Origin of the sequence: Exiguobacterium sp. s129, from assembly GCF_018617585.1 — a bacterium.
GTDB classification, from domain to species: domain Bacteria; phylum Bacillota; class Bacilli; order Exiguobacteriales; family Exiguobacteriaceae; genus Exiguobacterium; species Exiguobacterium aestuarii_A.
Window position 1 is genome coordinate 1 of sequence record NZ_JACSKL010000023.1, and the last position, 16,043, is coordinate 16,043.

The 16,043-nt window shown below is 46.1% G+C and carries 18 protein-coding genes; 14 read left to right on the forward strand and 4 right to left on the reverse strand.

The annotated features are described in order from the left end of the window. Positions 1 to 354: 354 nt before the first annotated feature. Positions 355 to 1,290, forward strand: coding sequence for a tRNA (adenosine(37)-N6)-dimethylallyltransferase MiaA (gene miaA / locus KNO92_RS14330; RefSeq protein WP_214761852.1), 936 nt, complete (start codon positions 355 to 357; stop codon positions 1,288 to 1,290). A 27-nt stretch (positions 1,291 to 1,317) separates the two neighbouring features. After that, the gene (gene hfq, locus KNO92_RS14335; protein WP_012726185.1) at positions 1,318 to 1,566 is read left to right on the forward strand and encodes an RNA chaperone Hfq; all 249 of its coding nucleotides are present in this window, start codon (positions 1,318 to 1,320) and stop codon (positions 1,564 to 1,566) included. 38 nt (positions 1,567 to 1,604) lie between these two features. Here the strand turns inward: hfq and KNO92_RS14340 are convergent, their stop codons facing one another. Then, entirely contained in the window at positions 1,605 to 2,117 is a 513-nt protein-coding gene (locus KNO92_RS14340; protein ID WP_214745247.1) for a hypothetical protein, read from the reverse strand. A 155-nt stretch (positions 2,118 to 2,272) separates the two neighbouring features. Here KNO92_RS14340 and KNO92_RS14345 point away from each other — a divergent pair, with 155 nt between their 5' ends. From KNO92_RS14345 to KNO92_RS14370, 6 genes are all read left to right on the forward strand, one after another. Further along, the gene (locus KNO92_RS14345) at positions 2,273 to 3,451 is read left to right on the forward strand and encodes an HD domain-containing protein (RefSeq protein WP_214761854.1); all 1,179 of its coding nucleotides are present in this window, start codon (positions 2,273 to 2,275) and stop codon (positions 3,449 to 3,451) included. A gap of 15 nt (positions 3,452 to 3,466) precedes the next feature. Then, positions 3,467 to 4,417, forward strand: a complete 951-nt coding sequence (locus KNO92_RS14350) for a CobW family GTP-binding protein (protein WP_214761856.1) — start codon at positions 3,467 to 3,469, stop codon at positions 4,415 to 4,417. Then, entirely contained in the window at positions 4,398 to 5,180 is a 783-nt protein-coding gene (locus KNO92_RS14355) for a 5'-3' exonuclease (protein ID WP_214692097.1), read from the forward strand. Before KNO92_RS14350 ends, KNO92_RS14355 begins: the two co-directional genes overlap by 20 nt. After that, a complete protein-coding gene (locus KNO92_RS14360; RefSeq protein ID WP_214761859.1) occupies positions 5,161 to 5,553 on the forward strand; it encodes a reverse transcriptase-like protein in 393 nt (130 codons plus the stop codon). Before KNO92_RS14355 ends, KNO92_RS14360 begins: the two co-directional genes overlap by 20 nt. 103 nt (positions 5,554 to 5,656) lie before the next feature. Continuing rightward, complete coding sequence (gene fumC / locus KNO92_RS14365) at positions 5,657 to 7,060, forward strand: class II fumarate hydratase (RefSeq protein WP_214761861.1); 1,404 nt, start codon at positions 5,657 to 5,659, stop codon at positions 7,058 to 7,060. 168 nt (positions 7,061 to 7,228) lie between these two features. Then, positions 7,229 to 8,719 carry a GGDEF domain-containing protein gene (locus KNO92_RS14370; protein WP_214761863.1) on the forward strand — a complete coding sequence of 497 codons (1,491 nt, stop codon included), beginning with the start codon at positions 7,229 to 7,231 and terminating at the stop codon, positions 8,717 to 8,719. 14 nt (positions 8,720 to 8,733) lie between these two features. On the opposite strand, the gene KNO92_RS14375 is transcribed toward KNO92_RS14370, so the two are convergent. Both KNO92_RS14375 and KNO92_RS14380 read right to left on the reverse strand, forming a co-directional pair. Continuing rightward, positions 8,734 to 9,222, reverse strand: a complete 489-nt coding sequence (locus tag KNO92_RS14375; protein WP_214761865.1) for a dihydrofolate reductase — start codon at positions 9,220 to 9,222, stop codon at positions 8,734 to 8,736. Beyond that, the gene (locus KNO92_RS14380) at positions 9,219 to 10,013 is read right to left on the reverse strand and encodes a thymidylate synthase (protein WP_214692107.1); all 795 of its coding nucleotides are present in this window, start codon (positions 10,011 to 10,013) and stop codon (positions 9,219 to 9,221) included. Before KNO92_RS14380 ends, KNO92_RS14375 begins: the two co-directional genes overlap by 4 nt. A 172-nt stretch (positions 10,014 to 10,185) precedes the next feature. Between KNO92_RS14380 and KNO92_RS14385 the strand changes: the two genes are divergently transcribed. The 3 genes from KNO92_RS14385 to KNO92_RS14395 all read left to right on the forward strand — a co-directional run bounded on the left by KNO92_RS14385 (position 10,186) and on the right by KNO92_RS14395 (position 12,659). Next, on the forward strand, positions 10,186 to 10,710 hold the full coding sequence (locus KNO92_RS14385; protein WP_026826070.1) for a type 1 glutamine amidotransferase domain-containing protein: 525 nt from the start codon (positions 10,186 to 10,188) through the stop codon (positions 10,708 to 10,710). 26 nt (positions 10,711 to 10,736) lie between these two features. Then, on the forward strand, positions 10,737 to 11,471 hold the full coding sequence (locus tag KNO92_RS14390) for a Bax inhibitor-1/YccA family protein (RefSeq protein WP_214692109.1): 735 nt from the start codon (positions 10,737 to 10,739) through the stop codon (positions 11,469 to 11,471). A gap of 78 nt (positions 11,472 to 11,549) precedes the next feature. Next, positions 11,550 to 12,659 carry an NAD(P)/FAD-dependent oxidoreductase gene (locus KNO92_RS14395; protein WP_214692111.1) on the forward strand — a complete coding sequence of 370 codons (1,110 nt, stop codon included), beginning with the start codon at positions 11,550 to 11,552 and terminating at the stop codon, positions 12,657 to 12,659. A 36-nt stretch (positions 12,660 to 12,695) separates the two neighbouring features. On the opposite strand, the gene KNO92_RS14400 is transcribed toward KNO92_RS14395, so the two are convergent. Then, complete coding sequence (locus KNO92_RS14400) at positions 12,696 to 13,259, reverse strand: TetR/AcrR family transcriptional regulator (protein WP_214761867.1); 564 nt, start codon at positions 13,257 to 13,259, stop codon at positions 12,696 to 12,698. A 122-nt stretch (positions 13,260 to 13,381) separates the two neighbouring features. On the opposite strand from KNO92_RS14400, the gene KNO92_RS14405 reads away from it, so the two are divergent. From KNO92_RS14405 to KNO92_RS14415, 3 genes are all read left to right on the forward strand, one after another. Then, the gene (locus KNO92_RS14405; RefSeq protein ID WP_214761869.1) at positions 13,382 to 14,254 is read left to right on the forward strand and encodes an ABC transporter ATP-binding protein; all 873 of its coding nucleotides are present in this window, start codon (positions 13,382 to 13,384) and stop codon (positions 14,252 to 14,254) included. Further along, positions 14,255 to 15,049: an ABC transporter permease subunit gene (locus KNO92_RS14410; protein WP_214761871.1), complete on the forward strand. Its 795-nt coding sequence runs from the start codon at positions 14,255 to 14,257 to the stop codon at positions 15,047 to 15,049. 65 nt (positions 15,050 to 15,114) lie between these two features. Continuing rightward, complete coding sequence (locus tag KNO92_RS14415) at positions 15,115 to 15,927, forward strand: aldo/keto reductase (RefSeq protein ID WP_214692119.1); 813 nt, start codon at positions 15,115 to 15,117, stop codon at positions 15,925 to 15,927. Positions 15,928 to 16,043: the final 116 nt, after the last annotated feature.

Sequence of the window (16,043 nt, forward strand, 5' to 3'; positions counted from 1 at the left end):
GAAAGCAATCCGACGGAGACCCAGCAGCGACTTGAGTCGCGATGCGGCTCCGGGATTGCCTGCGGAAAGCGTGGGCGCCGGAAGGACGAATTCGAACATGTTATTTGTCAACAAGCTGTGGCACACTCTTCACGAGTGTGCTTTTTTTTCATTTATTTTGTGTCTAAAATGTGAAAAGTGGGAATGAGGATGCTAAAGGAGGCGAAAGCAGATGAGTGATGGACTCGTGTTATTACTCGGATTACTTTTATGTGGTTGGATGCTGTTTGCCGTTGTATTTGATGATAGAATAAAAAGAAGAATTTGATGGCCCGTCTCATGAGGAGACGGGTTTTTAATTGAGGAGTGAGAAGTATGAAAAAAACACCTGTCGTCGTCATCGTAGGACCAACTGCTGTTGGGAAAACAAAGACGGGTATCGAACTCGCGAAAGCGTTCGACGGCGAGATTGTCTCAGGTGACTCGGTTCAAGTTTACCGGGGCATGGACATCGGTTCGGCAAAAGTAACAAAAGAAGAAGCCGAAGGAATCCCGCATCATTTGATTGATATTTGTGACCCGGATGATGCAATGAGTGTCGCAGCTTTTCAACAGTTGGCTCGTGCAGCCATTGATGATATTTATGCCCGTGGCAAATTACCGATTATTGTCGGAGGAACAGGTTTATACATTCGTTCGATTTTATATGACTATGAATTTGTGAAGCGACCTGTGGACGAGGCGTTGCGGGCTGACCTCGAACGGTTGGCAGAAGTCGAAGGACGTGAGGCGTTACATCAAAGATTAGTTCAACTTGATCCGGAACGTGCGGCTACGATTCACCCGAATAACGTCCGTCGCGTCGTGCGAGCGCTCGAAGTAGCGATGCAAGGTGATACGCAGACGACAGATAGCGCGCCGTCTGAACATTATGATTACCGATTATTCGTCCTCCACGCTGACCGGGAACTTCTTTATGACCGAATCAATCAACGGGTCGATGCGATGATGGAAGCAGGACTTGTAGAGGAAGTAGAGAGCTTGATGGCGAAAGGATATCGAGATACTCAGGCGATGCGAGCCATCGGGTATAAGGAAATCATTCCGTATGTTGAGGGAAAAATTTCGAAAGACCGTGCGACAGACTTGTTGAAACAACATACGAGACAGTTTGCAAAGCGACAATTGACGTGGTTCCGTCATCAATTTGATGGAATTTGGGTGGATATGGGGCGAAAATCATTTGAACTATCATATAAAAATATTTATGATGATGTAGAGGAGTTTTTTCGAAAATTCCGATTATTTTAAAGAGATAAAGACTAGGGGGAATCCAGCATGAAAGCGAGCTACAACATCCAAGACCATTTTTTGAATCAACTCCGAAAAGAAATGGTTCCAACGACCGTCTTTTTAGTGAGCGGGTTTCAAATTCGAGGTGTCATCAAATCATTCGATAACTTCACTGTCATCGTCGAATCAGAAGGTCGTCAACAATTGATCTATAAGCATGCGATCTCAACATTCTCACCGGCACGTAACGTCACGTTATACGAGCCAGATGCAGTCGAAGTAACAGAAGGATAAGCATGAGAAAAGGAGCGGCCCGGGGACCGCTCCTTTTCTTATGCTGTTTTTGACGTACCGGGCTGTTTGATTGCCTCTAGGACGCGCTGGACGGCGCAGCCACCGAGGAGCGAATCCATTTGGCCACAAATTTGTGTCGGCGTCGAACGGTGTAACAATGTATATGTTCGTTTCCATGCGCGTTCTGCCGATTGAATCCGGACTAACAGGTCGGCATGGCTCAGTTCTTTCAACTTATCAATGTTAAGACGGTTTGTCCGTGTGAAAGCAGATAGGATGACCGCTTTCGCGAGTGGTGTTTGAAGTGGGTAACCAGATAGCTCGAGAGCGGCCATGGCGCCTTTCATCTCGTGTTCGACGATTTTATCGAGTGATTCATCTTTTGTATATGGATTACCGGAAAGATGAGTGAGTGACTGTTCTAAGTCCTTCATTTCTACCGGACAACTAGATGCTTGTAGAATATGTTCAATGGATTGTTGCTCTTGTGCATAACGTGTCGCTTCCCCCGAGGCGATGAAACGCTCATACGTATCGATTAATGAAATCATTATCGTTTCCCCCTTTGTAGAACTATCTTTATCGTACCAATAATCGTAAGCGCTTTCAATATAATGAATGTGAAATCATGACCCTACTAGAAAGTATGTTCGCCTAATGTGTAGAAACGCGATACAATGTCAGAAGATGCGAGGAGGGAATGTTCATGAATTATTATCAACAAATTGATTCGGTCACAGGTTTATCGACGAACCGTGAAAGATTTCAAATACCACATATTGAAAAATCGAAAGAGCGGTTAGATCAGTTGCCAGACGGGGCTCCTGTTCAGACGAAAGCGCTCGTTAGTACGGTAGAAGTGAGAGAAGGGAAAAGCGGGGCGAAATGGCTACAGTTAAGTGTCACGACGGCGAGCGGGATGATGCGTGCGAAGCATTGGCTACGTGGAAATGAGAGTGAACTACTTCCAATCTATGAATCGGGTGTCATCGAATTGTCCGGGAAAATCGATGTCTATCCGAAACCGGACGGTGCTAAGTCGATTACAATCGATCGTGTCCAACCGATTTCAAAAGATGAGGCGATTTCTTTACTCCCAGGGTTACCGGGTGATGAGACGATGGAACAGTTTGCAGATGAGTTGTTCAGTTTAATCGATACGTTATCACCGACCTATCAACAGATTGCCTACGGACTCCTCGACTTCGTCTGGGATGACTTTGTACTTTCGCCTGCAGCTCTTTATCACCATCACAATTACGCAGGAGGATTGCTGAAGCATACCGCCTGCATGTTGCGTCTCGGATACCGGATTCAGGAGCAGGACGACTATTTGGCAATGGTGTTTCGTGTGATCAAAGAAGCCGAGCAGTTGCATAAAGTCGACCTTTGGAATACGATGAACGGTGTTAAAATCGAACAAGCCTATAAAGGTACGTTCGAATCATTATATGCGGCATGTGAAGCGATGGCAGAGCGGAAGGAACCACTCAATTGGGATGAGCTTGCGCTAGGAATCCTCTTCCATGACATCGGAAAAATATATGAATACAGTCACCTTTTATCGAGCCCGAACCGTTTTGAAAAACTGTCGCCTGTCGAAGGAACGAGTGAGACGACAGGGATCTCCATCAATCCGCTAGGAATGTTAATCGGGCATATGCCGTATGGTGGACTTCTATTCGAAGAAACGCTGCGTCGTGCAGACGTCCGTCTGCCGATTGATGTCCATCACCGTATTTGGCATATGATCTTATCGCATCATGGGAAACGTGAGTGGGGTTCGAGTGTATTACCGATGACGACAGAAGCGTGGATGCTTCACTTGATTGATTTATTAGACGCACGCTATGAGAAATGGGCTCGTGCGCACGAAGATTTGTAAGAAAAGGGTGGTACTATGATTCCCGTTCAGTTAGTGACCGGATTTTTAGGAGCAGGAAAGACGACGTATATGAACCGTCTACTTGCTGCGACAGAAGAGAAGATTTGTTTGATTGTCAATGAACTCGGGGCGGTCAATATTGATGAACAGTTGATTGTAAAAATGGACCAGGAGCAAATCGAACTATCGAATGGCTGTATTTGTTGTTCGATTCAAAATGATTTGAGTAAGACATTTTATCAACTCGTGGCGAAAAAGGAGACGTTTGACCGAATCATCATCGAGACGACTGGTGTTGCCGACCCAGCCCCAATCATCCAGACGATTTATTACGACGAGTACTTACGTCAACATTTTAAAATGAACGCCATCTTGACTGTCGTCGATGCCAGTCAAATGGAGCGCGACTTATTCAAAGAAGGCATTCATCAAATCGCGTATGCGGACATGATTTTATTAAACAAGACAGATTTAGTCTCGAGCGAGGAATTGAAACATGCCCGAGCACGTATCAATCAAATCAATCCGACCGTTCGTGTGGTAGAAACGTTCCAGACTGAAGGGGAATTTGACCTTCTTGAAAACACGTTCCAACTGTCGCGAGTCGATGAAGAACAATTGAGTCGACTTACAGAAGCGACCGAATCTGTCTCTTCGCTTCGGGCCGTCACGTTGAATGCAGATCGTCCGCTCTCTCGTGAACGCGTGACGCGATATGTTCGTGAGGTATTGATGCATTATGAGGATTCAATCTATCGGATGAAGGCAATTGTTCGTCTAAAGGATGAGAATCGAAAATTCGTCATTCAAGCAACGAATCAACTCATGGGAGCGACGTTTGCGAACGAGGTACATGAAGGAAACCGTTCGGTATTCGTCTGGATTGGAAAAGAACTAGATGCCGATGCATTGGCACGAGGATTAAAAGCATGTGAGGTGGAGCAGGATGAAACTCATTCTCGTTGATGGATTTAACTTATTATCACGGTATTATTTTGCAACGGAGCGGAGAAGAGCACTCGACCCGGATGTGACGGTGAAAGGGTTGCTTCGAAAAGTCGATGCCTGGACGACGGACTTTTCACACATCGCTTTCTTTTGGGACGGGACGAGAGAAACGACGCATCGTTATGCCCTTTATCCTGAATATAAAGCGACGCGTAATGGACTCCCGGAACCGCTTTTCGAAGACTATGTCAAATTGAGAGCGGCTTTGGACGAGCGAGGGATTCTACAATCAGAATTGACCGGTTATGAGGCGGACGACTTGATGGGAGCTGTGGCGACAGCGTTCCCAGGAGAATCATATCTTTATTCCTCTGATCGTGACTTACTACAATTATTGTCACCAAACGTGTTTCAAATCATGCCGAAAAAAGGTGAAGAACAACTCGTCAATGAGAGTTCGTTTGAAGCGATGTATGGGGTGAAACCATATCAGTTTGTCGACGTGAAAGCATTACAAGGTGATTCTTCGGATAATATCCCTGGCGTTCGTGGCATCGGGCCAAAAACGGCAACCATCTTGATTCAACATTACGATACGGTCGAAACGCTCTACACGCACGTTCAAAATGCAACGCTCGAAGCACCACATCAGAAGTTTGCAAAAAAATTAGACGGGCATGAAGAGATTGCGCTCTTATCTAAACGTCTGTCACAAATTGATATCCATGCGCCGATTAATACGGACTGGGAGGCGTATCGATTTGGTTCACATTTATTTTGACGCAGCAACAAATCAGACAACCGAAGAGAACGGGCTTGGTGTCTGGATTAAGTCATCAGACGGTACGGTCTCAACGTTCAAGCGTCAAACGCAAGGTTTGTCCAGTGTCCATGCAGAATTAGCGGCTTGTGCCTATGCACTTGAAATGGCGCATACGATGCAAGGAGAGACGTCATTCATGCTCTACTCCGATGCGGAAGTGATTGTTCGTGCTTTGGAGCAACGATTCATGAAAGATTCCTCGGCCAAACCCCTCTTTCTCAAAGCGTTGATTGCGTATGATGATTTACCGAACGTCTTTATCAAATGGATTCCTCGTGCAGAAAATCGTGCAGATGTCATTGCACGTGAAGCATTAAACGGAACGAAGTAAGCGACTAAGATCATTCTTGGTCGCTTTTTGGATTGAGTCGTTTCTTTTTAGATGGTTTTTCGCTAAAATGAAAGCGTAGTCAACTATAGAGGGGGAATTGAGCATGAAGGATTATCGAATCGAACGGGACACGATGGGGGAAATTAAAGTTCCGGCTGATGCAAAATGGGGAGCACAAACGCAACGTAGTCTTGAGAACTTTAAAATCGGTGCAGAAAAGATGCCGCTTGAGATTATACGTGCCTTCGCGATCTTGAAAAAAGGGGCGGCTCTCGCCAACGCTGAACTTGGTGTACTTGAAGAAGAGAAAGCTGAAATCATTGCGGAAGTAGCCGATGAGATTTTAGAAGGAAAGTACGACGCTGAATTTCCACTCGTCGTCTGGCAAACGGGATCGGGTACCCAATCAAACATGAACGTCAACGAAGTGATCGCGAATATTGCGAATATCAAATTGCATGCGCGTGAGCAATCGATTTGGATTCATCCGAATGATGATGTCAACAAATCGCAGAGCTCGAATGACACGTATCCGACAGCGATGCACATTGCGGCCATCCTTTCCGTGCAAGATGACGTCTTGCCGGCAATCGATGCCCTTCACCAAACTCTTTCGCAAAAAGCGGAAGCGTATATGGATATCGTCAAAATCGGACGCACACATCTTCAAGATGCGACACCGGTCACGCTCGGTCAGGAAATCAGCGGCTGGGTGCGGATGCTCGAACTCTCAAAACAAATGATTGAGCGGACGATTGAACCATTGACAGAGCTTGCTCTCGGTGGAACAGCTGTCGGTACCGGAATCAACGCCCATCCTGAATTTGGGGAAGTCGTGGCGAAAAAGATTTCTGAAGAGACAGGTAAACCGTTTGTCACGGCCGTAAACAAATTCCACGCTCTTACGAGTCACGACCAACTCGTCTTTACACATGGTGCTTTAAAAGCGTTAGCGATGGATGCAATGAAGATTGCGAACGATGTGCGGTGGTTGGCATCGGGTCCACGTGCGGGGATCGGCGAAATTACGATTCCTGAAAATGAGCCAGGAAGTTCAATCATGCCAGGGAAAGTCAACCCGACACAAAGTGAAGCGCTCACGATGGTTGCCGCTCAAGTTCTTGGTAACGACGCGACGATTGGTTTCGGGGCGAGCCAAGGGAACTTTGAACTAAACGTCTTCAAACCGGTCATCATGTATAACTTCTTGCAGACTTGTCGTCTCTTGACGGACAGCCTACACTCATTCAACGATCACTGTGCGATCGGGATCGAGCCGAATCATGATGTGATTTCTCGTAACGTCGAACAGTCGCTCATGCTCGTCACAGCACTCAACCCACATATCGGATATGAAAATGCTGCGAAAATCGCAAAACTGGCACATAAAAATGGTACTTCTTTAAAAGAGGCGGCATTGGAAACGGGACTATTGACAGAAGAGCAATTTGATCAATGGATTCGTCCTGAAGAGATGACATCACCAAACCTAAAAGTGAAAAAATAACATGAAGCGGTCGGAAGACCGCTTTTCCTATGTCTATTTTAGGGCGTAAGACCTATGTATATGTAAAACAATAGAAAATAAATAAGGAAATAGTTGTATTTTATCTGTAGAAGTCGCATAATCGATACATAAGAGAATTCGGGGAGTACGAACGTAGGGGGGACGAAGATGGAGCAAGGTCAACTCACTGAGCGTATACATATGATTTTAAAAAAAATATCAGAGTCTAGACAAATTCCCAAATCCGATATCGAGTTTCTAATTGATTGGGTGAAGAAAGAGGTTAGACAGCGACGCTTTATGCATTTGTTAGAAATATTTAGTCGTGTCGAGTCTGATGCGAAGGAGTTGCCTAGCGTCCTTACCCAAGCAGAGGCAATGACCTTGATCTCACCGGTGAAACGATACATCCATACCGTTCTAGGAATCGAACAAGAAGATGAGGACCTCGTTTTGATTCTTTCTGCGAGTTTTTCGACATTTAGTCGGTATAAATCGCGTGTTGAGAAGCTTGGAGCACGTCCTGTATTCTTGCAAACACTCGAAGAAGCGGTCGAGTATGACTATGAGGACGTCCCAAAAGCCATCATCATGGACGTTGAACTATGGCCACAGTTTAAAGAACGTGACATACAATCGTTTGTGAGCAAGATGAGAAAACTTTACGTCCCGCTCATCGTTATCGGAACGAATGAGCATTATCGTCTCGCTGCCTATTCCTACGGATTCGATGATTATTGGGAATCATGGGTACCGATGGAGGAGCGGTTAGTCCGTCTTGGTCTACATATTGAAAAGTCTCGTTTAGTTTCAAAGGCATTACTTGTCGATGAGCTGACGGGTGCCTTCAACCGAAAATATTTAAAAGCGACGTTTTCTCGCTTCATCTCAAGGTTAGAGCGCTCAGGTGAGAGCTTTGCTGTTGCCCTACTTGATATCGATCATTTTAAACAATTGAACGACACGTTCGGTCACTCTTATGGGGATGACGTTCTTCATCGGGTCTCGGAAGAAATCCGACACGCGATTCGATCGAGTGATGAACTCATCCGTTATGGAGGAGAAGAGTTTTTAATTCTCTTGAACGTATCTGACCGAGCGATTGTCGAATCGGTGTTAGAGCGCGTCCGTACCCGGATTGAAGAGATGGAATTCCCGTACGAGCATCAAGTGACCGTATCAATCGGATATACCCGTGTCTGCCAGACAGGATATACGCTTGGGGAATGGTGTGCATACGCAGATGAGGCGCTCTATAAGGCAAAACGTGATGGTCGAAATCGGGTTGTCCGATACACGTCGGCGGTTCGTGAGGAAAAGCGGATTGCTTACGTGACGATGTCCGAGAACACGTACACTTCGCTTGCGAACCGCTTGCCCAAAGAGCATCGTCGCTATGAGGTCGTGTATCGTCCGTATGAAGCATATTCTTGTAACGATAACATCGAAATGTTCGTCTTAGACGATACCCGAGTCCATGAAGCGAGAGGGACACTCTCTGCCGTGAAAGAACAGCGTGGTAAATATAGTCACATCCTCGCGGTTTCGAAGCGTACAGCCTCCGAACTAGAAGCGATTTATGACGACTACGCTGATGATAATCAGGATGAAGTCATCACGAAAAAAATTGAACAGTGGTTAGAAAAACTACCTGACTAAAAAGCAGACATCGATTAATGATCGATGTCTGCTTTTTCAAATTGTATGAACGAAAAGGCATATGCATGTCTTTCGTCTTGCGGATGGTCTGTCTGACTTTGAATCGTCCATGAACCGCTCCGTTCAGGGTAATACGTGTCTGCCTCGAACGTGGATTTTACTTCGGTGGCATAAATTCGACTCGTCATCGACATGGTCTGTTCATAAAGCGTCGCGCCGCCAATGACAAACCATTCCTCGTTTTGACTTTCTTCGACGAGCCGTTCTAAATCATGCCACACTTCAATGTGTTCTGCTTTAAAAGTTGAATCGGACGTCACGACGATATTCCGTCGGTTCGGCAATGCCTTCCCGATTGATTCGAACGTTTTTCTTCCCATGACGACGGTGCCACCAGACGTGACAGATTTGAAGTGTTTCAAATCATCCGGCAATCGCCACAATAAATCATTGTCTTTCCCGATTTCCCGATTGAGTCCGTATGCGACAACGTGTGAAATCATACGCTCACTTCTCCTTTAATATGTGGATGCGGGTCATATCCGAGAATCTCAAAGTCCTCAAAACGGAATGATTCAATTGATGATACGTCACGGACAATCTTGAGTTGTGGTAACGGACGAGGGTCACGCGACAGTTGAAGTTCCACTTGTTCGAGATGGTTATGATAAATATGAGCATCTCCGAGGGTGTGGACGAAATCGCCAACTTCTAGACCGGTCACATGAGCGACCATGTGCGTCAAAAGCGCATACGATGCGATGTTGAACGGAACGCCTAAGAAGGTGTCGGCACTTCGTTGATATAACTGGCAAGAGAGCTTCCCGTCAGCGACATAGAATTGGAAAAGTAAATGACACGGTGGAAGGGCCATCTCATCGAGTTGTCCAGGGTTCCATGCGGAAACAATCAATCGTCTTGAATCAGGATTCGTTTTGATTTGTTCAATCACTTGAGCCAGTTGATCGACGGACGAGCCGTCCGGGCGTGGGAAAGAGCGCCACTGTGAGCCGTATACCGGGCCGAGGTTTCCTTCTTCATCTGCCCATTCGTTCCAAATCCGCACTCCGTTCTCTTGTAGATAACGAATGTTCGTCTCCCCCGAGATGAACCAAAGAAGTTCATGGATAATCGAACGAGTATGTAACTTTTTCGTCGTGATGAGGGGGAAGCCTTCTTGTAAATTGAATCGCATTTGATAGCCGAAAACGCTGGTCGTCCCTGTGCCGGTACGGTCTTCTTTCACTACTCCGTTTTCGAGGATATGTCGACATAAATCATGATATTGCTTCATAAGGTGATAAACCTCCTTCTCAATCTCCATTGACTAAAGGTATCATAACATAACACAAGATATAGTATCTAGGAGCGTATTCCATCCATATCCTGAAAAAACAACCTTGATTCTTCGTTTTCGCGAACCTCTGTTTCGGGTATAATGGGGAATGAACAAAAGGAGGGGTTTGATGAAACTACAAGGAAAGAAAGTCCTTCAACTTGTCAGTAATGACTTCGAGGATTTAGAGCTTTGGTACCCTGTACACCGTCTTCGTGAAGAAGGAGCGCATGTCATTTTAGCCGGGGAAAAAGCAGACCATGCCTACATCGGGAAGTATGGTGTGCCAGCGAAGTCGGACGTATCATTCGATGATGTGGATATCACATCGTTTGATGCGATCCTCGTACCGGGAGGCTGGTCACCTGACTTGTTGCGCCGTTTTGATTCGGTGAAAGGCTTCGTTCGTTATATGGATGAACAAAAACGACCAATCGGTCAAATTTGCCATGCTGGATGGGTCTTGATTTCAGCGAATATTTTGGACGGGGTGAACGTCACGAGTACTCCAGGAATCAAGGACGACATGGAAAACGCAGGTGCCATTTGGCATGACGAACCTGTTGTCGTCGATGGACATATCGTCTCAAGTCGTCGACCACCGGATCTACCAGACTACATGCGTGCGTTTATCGACGTGTTCGCAAAACAGTAATTGAATCATAAAGGAGCTATACAACGTTGAACTTAAAATCGAATCCACTACTTCGTAAATCAATGCAGTCTACAGCTTACAGTGCCGAGCCGATGACGAAAGCAGGAACATGGTCAAAAGTGTTCACCTTGCTTCTTCTCGTCACAGCGGCAGCCGGAACGACATGGCTCGTCGTTCCTACAATCGGGGAAGGGCTTTTGTTCCCGCTCATGATCGGGTCACTCATCCTCGGTTTCATCTTTGCATTACTCATCACGTTCAAGCCGAATACGGCACCAGTCGTTGCGCCGTTATACGGAATTGTCGAGGGTGTCTTCGTCGGTTCAATCTCATACTTCTTTGAAGCGATGGTCCCTGGTATTGTCGGTCGTGCCGTCATGACGACGTTCGTCGTTGCTTTTGCGATGTGGTTTGTTTATACGACAGGTCTTGTCAAAGTGACGCAAAAATTCAGAGCAGGGGTCATGGCTGCGATGTTTACGGTCATGTTATTGTACCTTGTCCAACTCGTCATGAGCCTATTCGGTTCAGGATTGGCGTTTATGACAGGTTCTAGCCCGCTTGCCATCGGTGTTCAATTTGTCATTGTCATCGTCGCTTCACTCGCACTCGTCTTAGACTTTGATTTCATCGCACGTCAAGTCGAAGAGCGGGCACCAAAACAATTGGAATGGGTTGCGGCGTTTGGCTTAATCGTCACGCTCGTCTGGTTGTATATTGAATTGCTGGACTTATTATATCGTCTAGCGATGAGAGAATAATAATCAATCATCGATCCATGGGGTCGATGATTTTTTCACGAAAGGATGTGTTCATCTGTCTGAAAGGGCAGGTACATGATGAAGAAAATTGTAATTATTGGATCGGGCATCGTTGGTGTCTCCACAGCCTATCATTTAGCAGGAAAAGCTGACGTGACGGTCATCGACCGTAAGGAAGAAGGACGGGCGACAGATGCGGCAGCGGGAATTGTCTGTCCTTGGATTGCGCAGCGGCGTAACAAAGCATGGTACGCACTCGCTAAAAGTGGTGCACACTATTATCCGCATGTCGTGAGAGAGTTAGAAGCTGAAGGGGAGACAGACACCGGATATAAACGTGTCGGGACACTTGCCCTCCATGAAGAGTCCAAACTTGAGCAAATGATGGAGCGGACGATGGTTCGTCGCGAAGAAGCGCCAGAGATTGGTGATTTAGAACGATTAACAGCAGAAGAGGCACAACGTCTTTTCCCGCCACTATCAGATGAATATAATGCGCTTCTAGTCAAAGGTGGCGCACGTGTGGATGGTGCGAAATTCCGTGCAGCACTTGAACGAGTCGCTATGAAACGTGGTGTTAAATTTGTATACGGTTCGGCACGTTTGACCGATGGGGACGCGATTGGCGTGGAGTGTGACGGAGTTCGATATGAAGCGGATGAAATCATCCTTGCGACTGGGGCGTGGCTCCCGGAGCTGTTACAACCTCTCGGATATACGGTTCGCGTCGACGGAGAGAAGGCGCAACTCGTTCACGTCCAGTTAAAAGATACCGATGCGTCGGATTGGCCGGTCGTCATGCCGCCAAGGCGACGTTATCTACTTGGATTTGAAGACGGGAAGGTCGTTATCGGCTCGACCCACGAGAAAGGTAAAGCGTTCGATGTTCGCCCGACTGCGATCGGTGTCCACGAAGTGCTGACGAAAGGGCTTGAATCAGCACCAGGACTTGCGGAAGCAGAACTCATCGAGACGAAAGTCGGTTTCCGTCCGGTCACACCGAACTCGATTCCTGTACTCGGGAAAGTACCGGGGGCGAATCAATTGCTTGTGGCGAACGGGCTAGGGTCATCCGGTTTGACGGTCGGTCCGTTCATCGGAAAAGTGTTAAGTGACCTCGTGCTGACGGGCGAATGTGAAGTGGACCTTTCACTCTATCCGATTGAAGACTTTATATTCAAAGCATAAGAAAAGGTGGCTGTCTCTTTATAGACAGTCACCTTTTTAGCGTTTGATGATCCCGTTCAAAAAGAAATGAAAATAGTCTTCCATTGTCTCTTTCATGTCGCCGATTGAAAAATGCGGGTCGGACAGGATGGCCTGCTGCATCAATTGAACATAGTGTAAATAAGATGTGGTCGATAATGTGGCATCGATCGTCCCTTTTTGTTTGCCGTATTCAATCAAACGGGCGAAAGATGCATAACCACGGGACGCCAACTGCCCCCAGTTCGGATCTCGTTGAATCATCGTGGTGATGGTCTCATCAAAAAGAACGGCCGTTTTGATTTTTCGTTTCAATATATCGACGAGTAACGTCTCGAACGGAGCGTTCGACGCGATTTGTTCATCAATCCAACTCATTTGTTCCTCCGTCATTTGTTGTAACACTTCAATGATGACTTGTTCTTTCGAGCCGAAGTAATTATAGATCGAGACGGGTGAGACTTGAGCTTGCTTGGCGAGTTCACTCACGGTAAACCGAGATTGTTTCTCCGTCATCAAGTCATATGCGGCACTTAAGATGGCCTGTCTTTTTTCTTCGGTGCGTTTTGAGAATCCATCCATTTGTCGGAGCGCTCCTTTCTGTAGTTTTGTAATAAATATACCATTTCCATTTCAAAAAAGAACGTGATATACTAGTTTTGTAATCATATTAATCTTATATTTCAAAAAAAGGAGGGTTTGTGATGATTCGGATTGAACGATTGACAAAACGATTCGATGCAACCCACGGTATTTTTGATGTGACACTCGATGTGTTACCCGGAACGATCTTTGGATTTATCGGACCGAACGGTGCAGGAAAATCGACGACGATTCGTCATTTAATGGGACTATTGAAACCGAGCGAAGGGAAGGCGACCATTAAAGGGTTCGACTGCTGGAGCGAAACTGAGCAGGTCAAACGAAATGTCGGTTATTTGCCTGGGGAAATCAATTATCCACAACATATGACCGGAGAAGAAATCATTCGGTTGACGCGTCATTTGCATAAAACGGATTCTGCCCGAGAGCGACGACTTCGCGAGCGATTCGCATTCGATGAGTCGACGAAAGTTCGGAAGATGTCTAAAGGGATGAAACAAAAGCTCGCCATCATCACGTGCTTCATGAAAGAGGCACCCGTCTATATTTTGGATGAGCCGACGAGTGGACTCGACCCGCTCATGCAAGAACGTTTGATTGACTGGCTAATCGAAGAAAAAGAAGCAGGTAAGGCGATTCTGATGAGCTCTCACCATTTTCCTGAGATGGAGCGGACGTGTGATCGAGCCGCATTGATTAAAGACGGGCGCATCATCATTGAGGAAGACATGGAAGAACTTAGACAGCACAGTGTGAAACGATATCAGATTGAGTTTTCTTCCGAGGCAGAGGCAATCCGATTCATCAAAACTACTGGAACACGAGATGGAATACACGTAGAAGTCGCCATCACGTCGCCAGAAGACTTGAACAACTTGATTCGAACGCTTGCCGACTATGAGATTCTTTCATTGGAGAGTGGCGCTGACGAACTCGAACACTTGTTTATGCAGTATTACGGGGAGGCGACATAAATGTTAATACGCTCAATGTTTAAACAGAATCGCAGTTGGATTCTCGGTTATTCGGTCGGGACAAGTGTCTATCTCTTCTTTTTGGCCGCTATATTCCCATCCATTCAGGAAACGGGACTGATTGAGGCGAAATTAGAGTCACTTCCACCTGAGTTGCTCGAAGTGTTTCAAATTGATGCGACGATGGCGATGGATAATCTGCTCAATTTATTGTCGAGTAATTACTATGGATTGATTTTTTATGTACTTGCCGTGTTGTTTGCGTTGACGTTTGCCTCGAAACTTCTTGCTAAACCGATCGATTCAGGTGAAATCATGCTATATATCGCAGCTCCGATTTCTCGTGTCACATATGTATGGTCTACGTTCGTCATCCTGATCATTGCAGTTGGCTTGTTTGTCGGGTTAAATGGCTTCAGTCTCATGGCGGCAGATGTATTATTCGATTTACAAATCGACTATGAAGTTTTATGGATGCTTCAATTGAACGGAGCGCTCATGCTTCTCGTATTAGGGGTCGTTGCCTATATGCTGGCCAGTCTGTTTGATGACAGTAGTAAATCTTATATGGTGACCGGCGGAATCTTCACGTTCTTCTTGATGGTGAATATCATCAACGGAGTAAGCGAGCAGTTCGAATGGTTAGGGAACATCTCTTTCTTTTCTCTCTTCGATGCTCAGGCCATCATGCGTGAACAGTTCGGTGGTGTTCACTTTATTTGGTTAATCGGCTTGTTAATCGTCTTTTCAGCACTCTCATTCATCCGCTTTACCCGAAAAGATTTAACGATTTAGTTTTCCGAAATAAATTGTCGGGTATGATACAATCAGCTCGTTAGAAAGAAAAGGGGATGAATGAAATGCTATATGCTACGTTACGAAACAAAGTAGAGATTCCGATGATTGGGTTTGGGGTTTGGCAAGTCGACAATGAGACGGAGGCACCTGCCGCTGTCGTCGAGGCACTCAAGACTGGCTATCGACATATCGACACGGCTGCCATTTATAAAAATGAAGAAGGCGTCGCAAAAGGGATTAAAGTCTCGGGAGTCGACCGTTCAGACCTATTCATCACATCGAAAATTTGGAATGATGATATTCGTGAAGGGAAGACGAAAGAAGCGTTTGAAGACTCATTGAAACGCCTCGAGACAGACTATTTAGACCTTTGTCTGCTTCACTGGCCAGTTGATGGTTTCGTCGATGCTTGGAAAGACCTGATCGAATTATATGAAGCCGGAAAGATTAAAGCAATCGGCGTATCCAACTTTAAAGAACATCATCTTGAGACGTTAAAAGAAGAAGGACTGATGGCACCGCTCATCAACCAAGTAGAACTTCATCCACAGCTTCCACAACCGGATTTGTTGGACTATTGCCAGGATGAAGGCATTCAAATTGAGGCGTGGAGTCCTCTTATGCAAGGGAAGTTTTTAGAGATTGATGCCTTCTCAGAAATTGCGGAGAAGCATGGAAAAACGCCTGCACAAGTCGTGCTTCGTTGGCACCTCGAGTCAGGTCATGTCGCATTGCCGAAGTCGGTGACACCGCACCGCATCCGTGAAAACTTCGATGTATTCGATTTTTCACTCGACGCGGACGATTTGGCGAAAATCGACCAGGTGGCGACAGGTGAACGTCTTGGACCAGATCCGGACGAAATCGACTTTTAATAACAAGGGGCTCGCATTTGCGAGCCCCAGGCTGTTGACGAACCAAATCGCCACGTGCGATTTGGTTCGTCTTTTTTTATGTCCAACGAGCTCGAGGCGCTCTGCCCGACAAAAAA

Bases quoted from the DNA above. Each gene is read 5' to 3' on its own strand.
- miaA (WP_214761852.1), top strand. From the start codon at position 355: ATGAAAAAAACACCTGTCGTCGTCATCGTAGGACCAACTGCTGTTGGG.
- hfq (WP_012726185.1), top strand. From the start codon at position 1,318: ATGAAAGCGAGCTACAACATCCAAGACCATTTTTTGAATCAACTCCGA.
- KNO92_RS14340 (WP_214745247.1), bottom strand. From the start codon at position 2,117: ATGATTTCATTAATCGATACGTATGAGCGTTTCATCGCCTCGGGGGAA.
- KNO92_RS14345 (WP_214761854.1), top strand. From the start codon at position 2,273: ATGAATTATTATCAACAAATTGATTCGGTCACAGGTTTATCGACGAAC.
- KNO92_RS14350 (WP_214761856.1), top strand. From the start codon at position 3,467: ATGATTCCCGTTCAGTTAGTGACCGGATTTTTAGGAGCAGGAAAGACG.
- KNO92_RS14355 (WP_214692097.1), top strand. From the start codon at position 4,398: ATGAAACTCATTCTCGTTGATGGATTTAACTTATTATCACGGTATTAT.
- fumC (WP_214761861.1), top strand. From the start codon at position 5,657: ATGAAGGATTATCGAATCGAACGGGACACGATGGGGGAAATTAAAGTT.
- KNO92_RS14370 (WP_214761863.1), top strand. From the start codon at position 7,229: ATGGAGCAAGGTCAACTCACTGAGCGTATACATATGATTTTAAAAAAA.
- KNO92_RS14375 (WP_214761865.1), bottom strand. From the start codon at position 9,222: ATGATTTCACACGTTGTCGCATACGGACTCAATCGGGAAATCGGGAAA.
- KNO92_RS14380 (WP_214692107.1), bottom strand. From the start codon at position 10,013: ATGAAGCAATATCATGATTTATGTCGACATATCCTCGAAAACGGAGTA.
- KNO92_RS14385 (WP_026826070.1), top strand. From the start codon at position 10,186: ATGAAACTACAAGGAAAGAAAGTCCTTCAACTTGTCAGTAATGACTTC.
- KNO92_RS14395 (WP_214692111.1), top strand. From the start codon at position 11,550: ATGAAGAAAATTGTAATTATTGGATCGGGCATCGTTGGTGTCTCCACA.
- KNO92_RS14400 (WP_214761867.1), bottom strand. From the start codon at position 13,259: ATGGATGGATTCTCAAAACGCACCGAAGAAAAAAGACAGGCCATCTTA.
- KNO92_RS14405 (WP_214761869.1), top strand. From the start codon at position 13,382: ATGATTCGGATTGAACGATTGACAAAACGATTCGATGCAACCCACGGT.
- KNO92_RS14410 (WP_214761871.1), top strand. From the start codon at position 14,255: ATGTTAATACGCTCAATGTTTAAACAGAATCGCAGTTGGATTCTCGGT.
- KNO92_RS14415 (WP_214692119.1), top strand. From the start codon at position 15,115: ATGCTATATGCTACGTTACGAAACAAAGTAGAGATTCCGATGATTGGG.